The sequence below is a fragment of the Streptomyces sp. NPDC046859 genome (genome assembly GCF_040645135.1).
Lineage (GTDB): Bacteria > Actinomycetota > Actinomycetes > Streptomycetales > Streptomycetaceae > Streptomyces.
Window position 1 is genome coordinate 20,303 of the sequence record NZ_JBEYXR010000033.1, and the last position, 14,128, is coordinate 34,430.

10 protein-coding genes and 3 pseudogenes are annotated in these 14,128 nt (G+C 70.3%); 3 read left to right on the forward strand and 10 right to left on the reverse strand.

The genetic code is table 11. The annotated features are described in order from the left end of the window. Positions 1 to 1,110 (forward strand): annotated as a pseudogene (locus ABZ899_RS32220) (hypothetical protein); the annotation flags it as partial. Positions 1,111 to 1,529: 419 nt separating this feature from the next. On the opposite strand, the gene ABZ899_RS32225 reads toward ABZ899_RS32220, so the two are convergent. The 5 genes from ABZ899_RS32225 to ABZ899_RS32245 all read right to left on the reverse strand — a co-directional run bounded on the left by ABZ899_RS32225 (position 1,530) and on the right by ABZ899_RS32245 (position 7,367). After that, positions 1,530 to 1,991: a hypothetical protein gene (locus tag ABZ899_RS32225; RefSeq protein ID WP_361353142.1), complete on the reverse strand. Its 462-nt coding sequence runs from the start codon at positions 1,989 to 1,991 to the stop codon at positions 1,530 to 1,532. 250 nt (positions 1,992 to 2,241) lie between these two features. Next, a complete protein-coding gene (locus ABZ899_RS32230; RefSeq protein WP_361353144.1) occupies positions 2,242 to 2,859 on the reverse strand; it encodes a hypothetical protein in 618 nt (205 codons plus the stop codon). Positions 2,860 to 2,902: 43 nt separating this feature from the next. Continuing rightward, complete coding sequence (locus ABZ899_RS32235; RefSeq protein WP_361353147.1) at positions 2,903 to 3,196, reverse strand: hypothetical protein; 294 nt, start codon at positions 3,194 to 3,196, stop codon at positions 2,903 to 2,905. 255 nt (positions 3,197 to 3,451) lie between these two features. Next, positions 3,452 to 3,664, reverse strand: coding sequence for a hypothetical protein (locus tag ABZ899_RS32240; protein ID WP_361353150.1), 213 nt, complete (start codon positions 3,662 to 3,664; stop codon positions 3,452 to 3,454). A gap of 1,060 nt (positions 3,665 to 4,724) precedes the next feature. Further along, complete coding sequence (locus ABZ899_RS32245; RefSeq protein WP_361353153.1) at positions 4,725 to 7,367, reverse strand: helix-turn-helix domain-containing protein; 2,643 nt, start codon at positions 7,365 to 7,367, stop codon at positions 4,725 to 4,727. Between the two features lie 32 nt (positions 7,368 to 7,399). Here ABZ899_RS32245 and ABZ899_RS32250 point away from each other — a divergent pair, with 32 nt between their 5' ends. Continuing rightward, positions 7,400 to 7,687 (forward strand): hypothetical protein, encoded by a 288-nt coding sequence (locus ABZ899_RS32250; protein ID WP_361353156.1) that lies wholly within the window; start codon positions 7,400 to 7,402, stop codon positions 7,685 to 7,687. Positions 7,688 to 8,159: 472 nt separating this feature from the next. Here the strand turns inward: ABZ899_RS32250 and ABZ899_RS32255 are convergent. The 5 genes and pseudogenes from ABZ899_RS32255 to ABZ899_RS32275 form a co-directional block, all read right to left on the reverse strand. Continuing rightward, positions 8,160 to 8,354, reverse strand: a pseudogene (locus ABZ899_RS32255) (transposase); the annotation flags it as partial. A 345-nt stretch (positions 8,355 to 8,699) separates the two neighbouring features. Then, positions 8,700 to 9,479, reverse strand: a pseudogene (tcmP, locus tag ABZ899_RS32260) (three-Cys-motif partner protein TcmP); the annotation flags it as partial. Positions 9,480 to 10,076: 597 nt separating this feature from the next. Further along, the gene (locus tag ABZ899_RS32265; protein ID WP_361353159.1) at positions 10,077 to 10,970 is read right to left on the reverse strand and encodes a GNAT family N-acetyltransferase; all 894 of its coding nucleotides are present in this window, start codon (positions 10,968 to 10,970) and stop codon (positions 10,077 to 10,079) included. Between the two features lie 352 nt (positions 10,971 to 11,322). Beyond that, positions 11,323 to 11,526, reverse strand: coding sequence for a cold-shock protein (locus ABZ899_RS32270; RefSeq protein ID WP_055711351.1), 204 nt, complete (start codon positions 11,524 to 11,526; stop codon positions 11,323 to 11,325). A gap of 312 nt (positions 11,527 to 11,838) precedes the next feature. Next, on the reverse strand, positions 11,839 to 13,368 hold the full coding sequence (locus tag ABZ899_RS32275) for a pentapeptide repeat-containing protein (protein ID WP_361353163.1): 1,530 nt from the start codon (positions 13,366 to 13,368) through the stop codon (positions 11,839 to 11,841). 227 nt (positions 13,369 to 13,595) lie between these two features. On the opposite strand from ABZ899_RS32275, the gene ABZ899_RS32280 reads away from it, so the two are divergent. Then, positions 13,596 to 14,006, forward strand: coding sequence for a hypothetical protein (locus ABZ899_RS32280; RefSeq protein WP_361353166.1), 411 nt, complete (start codon positions 13,596 to 13,598; stop codon positions 14,004 to 14,006). Positions 14,007 to 14,128 lie beyond the last annotated feature (122 nt).

Below are 14,128 nucleotides of genomic sequence, written 5' to 3' on the forward strand. Positions count from 1 at the left end.
ACCGGCCACATCGGCGAGGTGATAGCGGTGGCGTTCAGCCCGGACAGCGCCCACCTCGCCACCGGCGGCACCGACGGCACGGTGCGGATCTGGGACACCGCCACCGGGGCCACCCTGCACACCCTGACCGGCCACATCGGCGAGGTGATAGCGGTGGCGTTCAGCCCGGACAGCGCCCACCTCGCCACCGGCGGCACCGACGGCACGGTGCGGATCTGGGATCCCACCACCGGGGCAGTCCTGCGCACCCTGACCCGCCCCATGGGCGAGGTGAGGGTGGTGGCGTTCAGCCCGGACGGCACCCACCTCGCCGCCGGCGGCGCCGACGACACGGTGCGGTTCTCGGACACCGCCACCGGGGCAGTCCTGCGCACCCTGACCGGCCACATCGGCGGGGTGAGGGCGGTGGCGTTCAGCCCGGACAGCGCCCACCTCGCCACCGGCGATGCCGACGGCACGGTGCGGATCTGGGACACCGCCACCGGGGCCACCCTCCACACCCTGACCGGCCACATCGGCGAGGTGATAGCGGTGGCGTTCAGGCCGGACAGCACCCACCTCGCCACCACCGACTTTTTCGGCGCGGTGCGGATCTGGGACACCGCCACCGGGGCCACCCTCCACACCCTGACCGGCCACATCGGCGGGGTGAGGGCGGTGGCGTTCAGCCCGGACAGCGCCCACCTCGCCACCGGCGATGCCGACGGCACGGTGCGGATCTGGGACACCGCCACCGGGGCCACCCTCCACACCCTGACCGGCCACATCGGCGAGGTGATAGCGGTGGCGTTCAGGCCGGACAGCACCCACCTCGCCACGACCGGCGTCGACGGCACGGTGCGGTTCTCGGACACCGCCACCGGGGCCACTCTCCACACCCTGACCCGCCACATGGGCGGGGTGAAAGCGGCGGCGTTCAGCCCAGACCTCACCCGCCTCGCCACTGCCGGCGCCGACGGCACGGTACGGATCTCGGACACCGCCACCGGCGAATCGCTGACCATGATGCGGGTCGACAGCAACCTGTCATTCTGTTCTTGGACTCCCGACGGGCAAGCCCTGTTTACAGGCGGGTGGCGCGGACTGTTTGCATACGATCTGCATGAGTGACGGGGTCCCACTCGGGGACACGGAAAGCACCGCGCTCCCACAGGTGCAGGGCTGCAATGGAAGTCCTGAGCAACCGACGCTCATTTGCGGCTCATGACACAGTTCTTACCAACACCCAACATGGCGGTCGGCAAGCACGTTGCCTCGGAGGTCGTCATGTCCAGCTCGAACCGCCCCCAACGGCAGGTGCTCCCGGCCCATCTCTGGGAGTCCATCGACGAGGTGCTCAGCCGACATTCCGACCAGCCATCGTGCGCACCCGAGAACCTCGGTATCCGGACCGGCGATACGCCCGCGACCGCTGGACGGTGTGGCTGGCTACCACCTGTGGAGTCCTAAGTGCGGCAGGGCACGGCCCCGGGGCCGTGAGGGCGGTCCCGGGGCCGGTGACCGTGAACGGCAGGCGTGCGTGCGTGGGGTCAGTTGCCGGTCTGGGGGGTGCAGCGGCAGGACGGGCAGCCGTGCGGGCGGGGGGTGCCGGGCCAGGCTGACGGCTCCTGGAGGTGGGGGTGGTCGGCGAGGGCGCGCTGAATGTGCTGCTCGACGTCGGACCACGTCCAGGCGGGATCGCCGAGGCCGCTGGCGTTCCTGGCGTGCCGGATGAAGGCGGCCTTGTCCTTGGGGGTGGTGAACCAGACGTCGGCGAACCCGTGCCGGTTGAAGTGCGCGATGTGGCCGAACAGGTGCAGTGAGCAGGTGCGGTAGAGGTCGTCGGTGAAGGCGCCGGCGTGGAGGCCGTTCTCGATGAAGGCCAGGACCCGGTTCCCGGCGTCGGCCTTCGCCTTCGCCGTCGACCACTGGGTCGCCGTGCAGTCGGCAGGCGCGAGGCGGGTCAGGGTGCCCGGGGGAAGGGCGTGGGGTCGCAGTGCAGTGGAAGTCACGGAAAGGTCCCGTCGTCATGGCTCGGAGGCGGGGCGTAAGAACCCCCTTGGCGGCCCTGGGAGGGGGAGCGGAAGAGACTTGTCACCGCTCCCCCGAGGCCGGTGCGCTGACCGTGACCGGGCGGCGACTTACTGCCGCAAGGCCGGCGTCCATCCCGGAAACAGGGGCAGCCCCGTGCCGGGAGAGGTCCGAGCACGAGGCCGAGCGCGGGGCGAGGGCGGGCCGAGGGCGGGGCGGACGGGGAACTGTTCAAGAGTTGTCGGGGAGTGTGTCGGTGCGGGGACCGAGCCAGTAGCGCAGCGAGTTTTCTCGTTCCCCGGTCTCCTCGGGGCTCAACTCCGGCTGCTTGTCGCCGTCGTCCCCTTCGCCGTCGGAGTCGTGGCCCTTGTAGGGGTAGGGGCTGTCGGGGTTGTCGAGGCAGGCGAGGAAGGCTTCGGTGACGAACTGGCGGTCGTGGTCGTGGTCGAGCTTGATGTGCAGGCGGAGGCGTTCGAAGGCGGCGTGGGCGGCCCGTTCGGCTTCGCTGCGGGTGTGGAGGGGCTCCGGTTGGGTGCCGGGGGTGACGCCGGTGGCCTGTTCGAAACGGTGGATCGCCTGGGCGGCGGCGCGGGCTGCGTGGGCGGGCTCGGCGGCGGCCGGCTTGAGCAGCTGCAGGGCGTCGAAGAGTTGCCGGCGGGTCTCGGTCCACGGCGAGGTTGGGGTGTCGTCGTTGTGGAGGGCGAAGTAGCCGTAGTGCCACATGTCCTGCAGGCAGGCTGCGAGACGGTGGGTGGCCTCCTGGCCCGGGACCGCGCGGTAGGCGGCCAGGGCCATGCGTGCGCGGGCGGCGATGACAGCCGCGGTGCGGGGGTAGGTGAGCTGGTCCACGAGGTCTGGTCTCCCTCTTGTCAGGCTTGGGCGGCCGGGGGCGTCAGGCGTAGGAGGGGCCCGCGGTGGTGGGGCCGTAGCTGTCGCCGGGCTGGCCTGCGGCCTGCGGGCCGCCGCCGCGCGATCCCGCCACGTAGCTCCAACCGGCCACGGGGTAGTAGCCGGTGCAGTCCGGGCGGCAGGGTTCCTCCTCGTGGCCGAGGAAGTTGCCGCCGCATGCGCAGGACTGGGACCACTCGGTGACCACCCGAACAACCTGGCCGGGGGCCGGTCGTGCGGCAGCGGCGCGCAGGAGCCCGCCGACGGGGACAGCGCGGCGCATCGGGTTGCGGGACACGAAGCCTCCTGAACTGGTATCGGCCTCTTGACGGGCCGGTGTGGCGGCCCGAAGGGCGGGAGTGGTCACCGCTCCCCCGGGCCGGTGCCCCGTACCGTGGCCGGACTCGGGGCAAGGGCCGCAACCGCAGCCGGGGCTGGTGAGCAGCAGCGGCCCTCCGACCCGCGCAGGGCGCGCCGGAGGACCGGACGCGGCGGTCAGAGGCGGGCCGGTGGTCACCGCTCCGTCGGCCGGTGCGGCGGCCGGGGTGCGCCGTCAGCGCGCCTGGCTGTAGGTGTGCGGGGCGAGGAGGGCGAGGGCGTCCGCGATGGCGCCGATCATGTCCGAGGGCAGGGACGCGGTCTTGAGGGCGGCCAGGGCGTCGAGGGCGTCCATGTCCTGGATCTCGTGCATGAGGTCGGCGTCGTCGGGATCGTCGCAGGCCACCTCGCGCGCGGCCGCCAGGACGGCGTCGAACAGGGTGTGCACGGCCTCCTCGGCTGCCGCCGGTGCGACGGCGCGGGAGGTGAGGGGGGGCCAGGTACGGGGCGACGCGGGCGGCGGCCCGGTCGGCAGCCGCGTGGAGTTCGGCGTCGGACAGGCGCCGTACCAGGAGGTGGGTGCGGTGGTCGATGATCTCGTAGCGGGCGTGCTCGTGGCGCAGCACGGTGCGCATCAGGCGGTGATCGCTCTCGCGCTGGTAGGCGTCCGGGCCGAGCGTGGTGAGCTCGACGACGGGGCCCAGCTGGGGGTGGTCGAACTCGCGGGCGGTGAAGCCCTGTCGGGGGGTGTCGGCGCGGGTGCCGTAGCGCAGGCGGGTGAGCTCGTGCGGCTTGAGGTAGGAGGCGATGGTGTTCGCGCGGGCGGGCCGCGCGGTCGTGGAGTGGGTGATCGGCTTGCGGCGTCGGGTGTTGCCTTCGGCGTTGGTGTAGGGGGTGGCGAGGGGGGCGACGGTCCAGGCGCTGTAGGGGGTGAGGTGGGCGACGGCCCAAGCGTGGGCGTCGTCGGTGGTGGCGAACGGCCCGTACGACTGGAGGGCGACCATGCCTCCGGTGCGGTCCGGGTCGGTGGCGACGACCATGGAGGTCTCGCGGAGGGCGCCGCCGACGAACTGGGCGTCGACGTCGGCTATCGGGTTCTGGTCGAGGTCGAGGAGGGTGGTCAGGTGCAGGAACATGCCAGGCTGCCTCTCGGGCTCGGGAAAGAAGGAAGGGGGCCGGGGGCCGCACCAGGCCGCCCTGAAGGGGCGCGGGAGTGCACGGCTGGTGGCGGCACTGTCACGGCCCGGCCGGCTAGAGCGGCAACCCGCGGGCGCCGGGAGGCAGAGCGCGCGAAGGCCCACCCCGGTCAGCAGGGCGTGGGCCTTGCTGCGCCGTAGCGCGGCGCTGGCAGTCAGGTCACGGTCTGAGCGGAGGTTATCTCTGGTGCTGGCCGATCGTCAGGCATGTGGACCGTGTAAGAGTTCAGCAGCATGCCTGACAGCTATCCGAGGGGTACTCAGGCACGTTGACGATGCTTGGGATCGGCCATTTTCCAGAGCCCCGGCGGTTCAGTCCATGTCGTCCCCGTTAAACACCGCTGCGGACGTGTCTCGCTGCCATCGAGGCGTTGGCGTACCGTCCGGGTCTAGGCCATACGGCCAAAGCCTCTGCAGCACCGGCGCTGCGGTCAGGTGGAGCAGGGCGTGGGTGTTGCCGTGGTCGGCGGCCTGCAGGGCGAGGGTTTCGGCACCCTTCCTGTCCCTAGCCTGCTCCCGCAGCTTGGCCAGTTTGATCAAGGCGCTGGTGTTGCCGTGATCGGCAGCCTGCAGGGCGAGGGTTTCGGCACCCTTCCTGTCCCCAGCATGCTCCCGCAGCTCGGCCAGTTTGACCAAGGCGCTGGTGTGCCCGTGATCGGCAGCCTGCAGGGCGAGGATTTCGGCACCCTTCCCGTCCCCGGCCCGCTCCCGCATCTGGCACAGGATGCCCAGGGCACCGGTGTCGCCGTGATCGGCGGCCTGCCGGGCGAGGATTTCGGCACCCTTCCTGTCCCCGGACTCCTTCCGCAGCTCGGCCAGTTTGACCAAGGCGCTGGTGTGCCCGTGATCGGCGGCCTGCAGGGCGAGGATTTCGGCACCCTTCCCGTCCCCGGCCCGCTCCCGCATCTGGCACAGGATGCCCAGGGCACCGGTGTCGCCGTGATCGGCGGCCTGCCGGGCGAGGATTTCGGCACCCTTCCTGTCCCCGGACTCCTTCCGCAGCTCGGCCAGTTTGACCAAGGCGCTGGTGTGCCCGTGATCGGCGGCCTGCAGGGCGAGGATTTCGGCACCCTTCCCGTCCCCGGCCCGCTCCCGTATCTGGCACAGGACGCCCAGGGCACCGGTGTGGCCGTGGTCGGCGGCCTGCAGGGCGAGGATTTCGGCGCCTTTCCTGTCGCTGGCCTGCTCTCGCATCCCGGTCAGGATGGGCAGCGCGCGGGTGTCGCCGTGGTCGGCGGCCTGCAGGGCGAGGGTTTCGGCTTCTGCCCGGTCGCCGGCCTGCTCCCGTATCTGGCACAGCATGACCATGGCGTGGGTGTTGCCGTGATCGGCGGCCTGTTGGTAAAGGGCTGCGGCGCCCAGCCAGTCCTCGGCCTCCGCCCGCTGCTCGGCCAGGAAGACCATGGCTCGGGTGTTGCCGCGGTCGGCGGCCTGTTGGTAGAGGGTAGCGGCGCCCAGCCAGTCCTCGGCCTTCTTCCGCAGCTCGGCCAGGCGGAATAGGGCGCCGCCACTGCCGCGGTCGGCTGCGCGGAGTTGGAGGTCGTGGGCCCATTCCAGGCGGTGCCGGCCTTCGGCTGCCTTGGTGAGATTGTCCAGGTCTTCAGGGCGGGTGAGGTGGGTGTAGGCGGCGCGCCAGAAGGAGGCAGGCGGGCACAGATGGGAGCGGGTGGTGCGGCCGTGCTGTTCGAGGTAGTCGGCAAGCCGGAACACCGGTCCCGCCTGGTGCGAAGAAGCTGAGGTGGTGGGTGGGCGTCGTGCGTCTCGGGGGGTCGTGCGGCGCAGGGGGGCTTGTTTGCCGTGGACGGGTTCAGCCAGTTCGGCGAAGGCGGCTTCAGCCCAGTTATCGGTGAGCCGGTCGTAGTCGATCTGATGGAGGTAGTCGGCGGCTGCGTCGATGAGGAAGGCCTGGGGGAGATGGAGGCCGACGCCGAGACGGCGTGCGTCCATCGCCGCTTCCAGCAGCGCCCTGGCCTGCTCGCTTGCGTTCTCGTAGCGGGTGAGGAGTTGGGGGGCGCCGGCCAGGTCCTGTGTGACGCGCCCGTCGGTGCGGGCGCGGGTGAGGGCGTCGGCCAGCAGTCGGTCCCCGTTCCCGGCGAGGGCGGCGGCCGCGGCCAGGGCCGCGGCGTCGAACGCTGTCGGGATGGTCACCGTGCGGCCGCTGAGCAGCTCCCGCGCCCGACTGTGGGGGTCCTCTTTACCGGCGGCGGGCAGGGCCGTGTACTGGCGAACGTACTCGGGCCAGAGTGTGGCCAGCACGAGGACCGGGCTGTGCTCCGGGCTGATCAGCAGCTGGTGCACGTCCGCTGCGAACAGTTCCCCGGCCGCATGGTTGCCCAGGTAGTGCTGGGCTTCGTTCAGCCACACCACGGTGCGCGGCTGGACACGGCGCAGATCCTCCAGCGCGGCCTCCACGCTGCTCGGATCGGGATGCCACAGCCGCCACCCCTCGTCCGCGAGCGGCTGTACAGCTTCCCAGCACGCCCGGGTCTTCCCGGTCGACGAGGTGCCCACCAGGACCACGATCCGGCTGCGGCCGGCAGCCGCCGCCTTCACCGTCTCGTCCAGCGCCCGGTCATGCGCGCGCCGCACGTACCCGGGCAGACCCGAATCCCCGTCAACACACTCGCGGGGCCCGGCCGGATGCACCTCCAGATCGTGCGGCCCCCATTCCCCGATCAGCTTGCCGAGCCCCGACCGCTCACCGTTCCCGGACGCGTCCCGCCGGAGCGCCAATAACTCTTCGACCGGCAGCTTCAGCGCGCGGGCCAGCGCCGCCACGGTCGGCGCCGAGGGCACCGACCCATCGGCCTTGAACACCTCATGCACAGTCGTGCGCCCCAGCCCCGCCCGGCCAGCCAGATCCGTCTTGTTCAACCGCATGCGGGCCAGCCCGTCAGCCAGCCTCCCGCGCAGTTCGGTGAGGGCCTGCTCGGGACCCCTCTGCTCGTCGTGCACGTACTCGCCCCCGGGCCGTGATGTGTTCGCCGGTGTTCATCTTCCTCCCGGCGAACCCCGACGAACACCACTTCCACGACATTCGCCCACATCAACACCCCTTCGTGAAACGGGAGTCTGCCGTGACCGTCGCCGTTGTCCTCCTCGCCGCCGCACTCGTGACCGTCGTCGCTCTGCTGGCTGCCGCTGGCGCGGCCAAACTCGCCCGCATGGACGGCGCTACCTACCCCGCAGCCCTCACCCGCGCCGCCACCACCTTCGCCGCAGTCATCACCCTCGCCGCCGCGGTAACCAGCGTCATCACCACCATCCTGACCTGACAAGACGCGACGACAGCCTCCGCACTCGGCTACCCGGCTACCTGTCACACGTGCCTGAATACCGCAGACACGAGCTGACCTGCACTGGGGAACAAGAGCACTAGATAACATGAGTGGCGCCGCGGCGGCGGCCGCCGCAGGCGGGCGGGGCGGGGCCGGTGTTCAGGGGTGATCCTGGGCGGGTCGGGAAGGGAGAACACACAGCGCGCGGGGCGGGGCGGTGGCTGGTCGGGGAGAAGTCGCTCGGCCAGGGCCTGGACCCAACCGGGCTCGCCGCCGGGGAGCTGTGCGGGGTAGTAGAAGCGGCGGCTCGTCCACACGTCCAGGGTGCGGTGGCGGGCGTCGACCCGGCGTCCCCGGACCGTGAGCGTGAACACTTCCCACCGCCGGGTGCCCTCGGCCTGGGAGGGGCGGAGTTCGGCCTCGAACTCCTCGGCTCGCATCTGGTGCGTGCCGTCCCAGGTGGTGGGGACCAGGTGCGGCCCTCGAAGTGGGTCAGTCCCAGGGCCTGTTTCATCTCGCGGTAGTCATGCTCGATGCGCCAGCGGAGCTTGGCCAGCCGCACGAAAGTGGCTAGTGGCATCCCGGAGGGCAGGCTGGAGAGCCAGAACTGCACCGGTTCGCTCTCACCGGCAGGCCACTCGGCCAGCAGCCAGCGTTCGGGCAGCTCAGGGCCATTGTTGGCCTGCCGGGCCCCGCGTCCGGCCGGCCGGACGTGCAGGGCCAGGAGTTGAGGGTGAGCAGGTCGCCGCGGCCGTCCGGGCCGTCGGGGCCCGGCTGTGGTGGTGGCGCTCCACAGGGTGGGGCCGTTCAGGGCCCCGCGGCGCGCACGGACCGTTTCAGCTTCTGGCCCTGGCCGAACTCGCCGACGTACTGCGCCGATCTCCGGCACCGCCTTGGCCTCGGTCTCCTTTGGATCCGGGCGCGTCACCGAGGCCACGGAGAACAGGGCGTCGTCCTCTTCGCGCTCTTCCAGCGTCTCCCACCACGTGGCCCGGGCCCGGGCGACGGTGTCGCCGAACACCCACAGGCCGTACGGGCTGCGGGTGGCGAACACCAGTCGGTACACCGCTCGTTTGCGGGGCGAGTGCGATACCGGCACCGACTGCACCAGCATCCCGGTACGCAGTTCCAAACGGCGGGCGTACTCGGCCGCGACCTCCTCGATTGCGTCCTCGGCGGCGCCGTCTTGGTGACGGGAGGCGACCGCGTCGGCGAAGTACGCACGCCACCAGGTCCCACCGCACACGTCATCGAACCGCTGCAGCGACTTCTCGTTGCCTTTCGGAGAGCGGACGTGGCCGCCCAGGCGCCACACGGCCATCATGCTGAAGTTCATCAGCAACTCAGTCGGCGGCCACTTCTGCGGACGCTTACGCGCGAGGACATCGACGAGGCGGTCCTGCGGCAGAACGAGCCCGCACGGGTCCAGAAAGAGAAAAAGCGGCTCGCGACCGGCTCGCTGGACCACCTGGTCCAAGACTCCGTCGATCTCACCGCGGTGGGCGTGCGCTCGCACACCACGGGCCGCGTAGTGCTGGACGACGTAGTGTAACCGGTCGTACGACTTCGCCTGAGGCTCGGAGAAGAAGCACTCCAGCGGGAGTCCGGGCTTCTCGCGCAGGGACGAAGCGACCTTCAGTGCGATCTCCGCGGACGCCGGATCGCCGTTCTCGTAGCGGCCCTCACCGGCGTACCCGTCGAGGTAGACGACACGCTTGCCGTGGGAATGCGTGCCTGTCATCCCGCCGAACTGCGGTAGGTACCGCTTGAGGAGGTCATGCTTGAACACGCTGGGCAGTGCCTTGTCCGCCCACTAGCCCCCGCTTGTACCCGACGACATCGCCCCACCCCTAGGATCGCCGTATCTGCCTGGTCACAGATGGTGAAGCACTGGTCGAAACAGAGCAAGAGGCACTGCCCTGGGGCCCGCAGCCAGGAACAGACCACCCGCTCCCGACCGCCGACTTTGAGTGTGGAGCAGTTCGACCCGGCAGTTCGGGCGGCACGCCGTCGCCCGCCAGGCGCGGGGCGGGCGCCATGGTGCGGGAGTCGGGCGCGGGCGGCAGAGTGTCGCGGATCCGCTGGCAGGCCCACGGTCTGCCGAGGGCCGAGAGAGTCTCCGTGCGCCGCTGGGGGCAGTTCGCGCGGGCGGGTAAGGTCAGTCATGGCACTGCCCGGTCGGCTTCCCCCGCGGACCTGAGCTGCGACGTCACCGTGTTCACCTACCCGCTAGCTACTTGCCCCTGAAAAAGTGTTTGGGCTGGTGACGGGGGTCGACTGCGGGGCTGTGCTGCTGGCCTGTCGGCGGGATGTCCCTCACTGGCTGAGGACGGTCATCCGCTGGAGGTTGTAGGCGAAGATCCCCAGGGCCAGGAAGATACAGCTACTAACCCTGCATCCCAGACGGCGTCGGCGGCCTGGTGAAAGTGAGCAGTCGGTCGACCTCGATGAAGTCAGCGAACAGATAGGTGCGCAGGGCAGCGGTGGGATCCCACTCCGGGTCATCATGAGACTCATCCAGGTAGACGATCGTCTCGCGAGCACCGAACCCGAGGAGCACGTCCATAGCGTTACCCAGCAGACCCGGGGTCAAGTCCTGGCCGCAGGTATCCGGGGCGACCGCGAGGCTGTGGATCACGCCGACCCCGCCGACAGGACGCTCCACGATGGCCTGGGCCAGCACCCGCCCATAGCGGCGGACCTCAAGACGCTTGCCGGGCGGCGCGACAGTGTCCTTCAGCTCCACGTGCCCGAGGTGGGGCAAGCCTGCGACGGGAAGCTCAGCACGCAGATACCAGCTCCGCCCCAGACCGGTGAAGCCCACAGCCAGGAGGGCTTCGTGCGTAGCCCGGCTACGGCGCTCCGGCAGACCTATCAGGCCCCTGGTGAGGGCGGAGGCCAGTGGGAAGCCATACACGAGGCGGGCGCCGCTCCATTGCAGAGTCCGAGCGATCAAAGTCGCGGCCGCCTCGGAGCTGTCACGGCAGTGGAGCCACAAGAGCAACGATGCATCGTCGCAGGGGCGCCCGGCACAGCAGACGATGCCACCAATGCCGCCCTCGGGCGTGCACAGCACAGTAGTGACGAGCCCATCCAGTGCCGCCCACGCAGCCGGATCAGCTACTGAGCGGCCGGCCAGCGCCTCAGCGAGCATCGAAGCGGTGCAGATCGGCTGCCCAGGCAGCCGATCTGCCGCAAGCAACTCAAGCACCGCCGCCTCATCCGCCGACTCATACGGACGCAGACGGGGTGATCTCAACCGGCTCAAGCTGATCACCACGCCATACCTCTCTGGCGCTTTCGGCCTTATCTCAGTTTCCTCCCCACAGGACCGGCGACGCCAGCCTCCACCACCGTCAGTGTCACAGCCGACGGGACCTTTTTTAAGCTCACCGAGTCGGGCGCCCAGGGCAAGACCAAGGGAGCCCTCTCCGGAGCTGATCGTGCAGGGCACCAACGAGGGCCCGGCCGCAGCCCGGGGCCCGCGGCCGCGTCGGCGGCCGGCCTGCCGCGTCAGCGAGCAGCTGCTGCGCGCCGCCCGGGCCAACCCACACCGCCGTACGGGCCGACTGCATGAGCGAGGCGGCTGCCGGACGGGGCAGCCGCCTCGTTCTACGCTCTCCCCTGCCCGCTCAGCCGCGGACGATGTTCTGCGCCTGCGGACCCTTCTGGCCCTGGCCGATGTCGAACGTGACGTGCTCCCCCTCGGTCAGCTCGCGGTACCCGCTGCCCTTGATCTCGGAGTAGTGCGCGAAGACGTCCGGGCCCCCGCCGTCCTGCTCGATGAAGCCGAAACCCTTTTCGGCGTTGAACCACTTCACGGTGCCGCTGGCCATACCAGTTGATCCTTCATTCATGCCCAGGAGCAGCCCTACAACCGGGCATGCTCCGGCTCGCGCAACCACACGAACCAACGGCCGTTCTACCCCGCGACGCCACCCCCACACGCATACGGCCGACGACACGATCAAGGAACCGGATGTTCGCCACTACGCCACGGCGTACGAGCCGCTGAGAGCACGGCCGCGCGGGAGCAGTGGCTCGCCTGTCAGGCATGTAAGGCAGACGGTAGGAAGCGTTACGGTCGTAACGTTTTCCTGACTCCGTCCGACTGCTGGATGACGGGCACGAGACTTGGTATGGCCCGATCAAGGTCCCGCGGCGCTGGGCGGGTTCGCCAGGTCCGCGCCGGGCAGTTTCGCGTCGCGCAGGTCCGCGCCGGACAGTTTCGCGCCGGACAGGTCCACGAAGGACAGGTCCGCCTCGGACAGGTCCGCGAAGGACAGGTCCGCGAAGGACAGGTCCGCGTCGGATAGGTTCGCCATGGACAGTTTCGCGAAGGACAGGTCCGCCAAGAGCAGTTTCGCCAAGGACAGGTTCGCGCCGCGCAGGTCCACGCGGTCGGTGACCTGCCCCTCCCGGGTGAGAGCGTGTTCGTCGTCAACCTGCTGGATCGACAGCCAGGTGAAGATGATCACGGCGAGGGTCCCCAGAGCGGCCAGAGTGCCCGCGGCCTGCTGGATGTGCGTCCACCGGTCCGCTGGGGCGATGACGGCCGACTGCCGGGCAGCGGCAGACACGGGTGCGGGCGGGCGGCGGCGTCGGCCCGGCAGACGTGAGCCGATCGGAGCGGTAGGACGGCGGGGCGCGGTACGGGTGCGGCGGCGGGCGACGCGCCTCAGACGGGCGGCGCGATCGGAGTGGCGGGGCGGTAGGGCGGCCATGCATACGTTGATACGGGCGGCGGGCGGCCGGTGATCCCAGTGTTGCGAAGTTGTAGCAGTGCGTGAGTGAGAGATGTGGAGGTTGGCCAGCCAGGACGCGCGTCTTGCGCGTCGAACTTGCCTGACGACCCACAGATATTCCGTGAGGCATGTATGTCTGGAGCGTACTTGGCTCACATGCCTGACGTGCTCTGGGCGCTCGAGATAAGGCCGGCTCCCGGAGGTTTGAGCCTTCACCGAGCGACGGGAGGAACCTTCGGGTCGAAGGCGTTCCGCGGCGCACTCGGCTGGGAGGCAGGCGCCCGGCGCAGTACCTGGGCCAGGTCGCGGTGTATCCGGTCGGCTTCGCCGCGGACCTGGACGAGGGCGTCGCCGCCTTCCGCAACGAGGCGGTGTGCTCCCCGTGGGCGAAGAACAGCCCGGGGTGATGTCCGGGCACAGGCTGGGGTTGGTCTTGGCCAGCAGGCGCAGGGTGTGGGGCAGTTCGCGGGCGAAGCGGCGGGCGTTGGAGACGAGGTTGAAGTAGACCAAGACCTTCTTCAGCCGCTGTTCGGTCATGGCGCGCAGGACGGCCAGGTGCAGGGCGGTGGTGCGCAGCGCGCTGTCCGCCTCCTCCCCGGGGCCGGGGGCGGTGGTGGTGCCGGGGGTGGGCAGGTTGAGGCGGCGGCGCAGGTCGGCGTGGGTGAGGGTGGGCACCACGATGCGGTAGTCCGCCGCCCGGCCGTCTTCCGCCGCCTGCGCGAGCGGGTATTCGAAGACCCTTCTGCCGTAGACCTGTTCGTTGTCCATGGAGTTGGCGAACGCGTCCACGTCCGGCCCGGTGGGGCGCCGGCGGCGCGGGCGGGTGGTGTCGGCGGACTCGGCCAGTTCCGGTGCGGCGAAGATGCGAGGGGTGGCGGTCATGTAGAGGCGGCGGTGCGCGTGGATCCGCTTCGCGTCGTTGAGCGAAGCCAACCTGGCGACACTGCAATACGCTCTCGCCGAGGCCCATCGCCCCCGCCGTACCCGGGACGCCACCCGCCGTCGCAGAGCAGGACACTGCCGCTCCTGTCGAGTCGGCGGCAGCGGCGCTGTCACCGTCCGTCTCCCGGCAGGCGGCCGACGTCAACGCCGCCCTGCAACAGGCCGACACGCACGCCACAACGCTCCTTGACCTCCCGGAGTGGCAGAAGATCCAGACGGTGCGCGGCGCGTTCGGCCACCTGTTCCATGTCATGAAGGAGCGGGCTGGGGAGCACTTCGACCGGCTGATGGAAGACCACCGGGTTGGCGAATTCATCCGCAAGGTCTCGATCGCCGCGTGCGACAAGATCGCTGGATGGGCACAGGCAGCGGCGGACCACCTGCGGCGACGGAGCAGGGGCGACGGGCCGGACACACTGGCCGCCGACGCCCTGCAGAACGTCACACGCACCTCGACCGCCTACGGCTCCGCCGGCAGTGGTAGCCGAGAGGAGCGTCCGGTGCTGAACGATCTACTGGTGGTGGGGTTCGAGCTGGGGATACAGACCGAGGTCCATATCGGCGATCGCCCGCTGGAACAGTGGCGGGCACTGGGCTACGGACGTCGTGAAACAGCGGTGTGCTTCTAGTGCTGGCATGGCATCGACGCCCCGGAGGGCACGAAGGTGCCGCTGCTGGCCCGCGGCCGGATCGGTGGCTTGGTGAGGCCACACTTCGCACACCCGGCCGGCATGGCCCCAGGGGGTTACGA

What these genes read in the sequence shown, in the direction of transcription:
- ABZ899_RS32270 (WP_055711351.1), bottom strand. Translation starts at nt 11,526, where the DNA reads ATGGCCAGCGGCACCGTGAAGTGGTTCAACGCCGAAAAGGGTTTCGGC.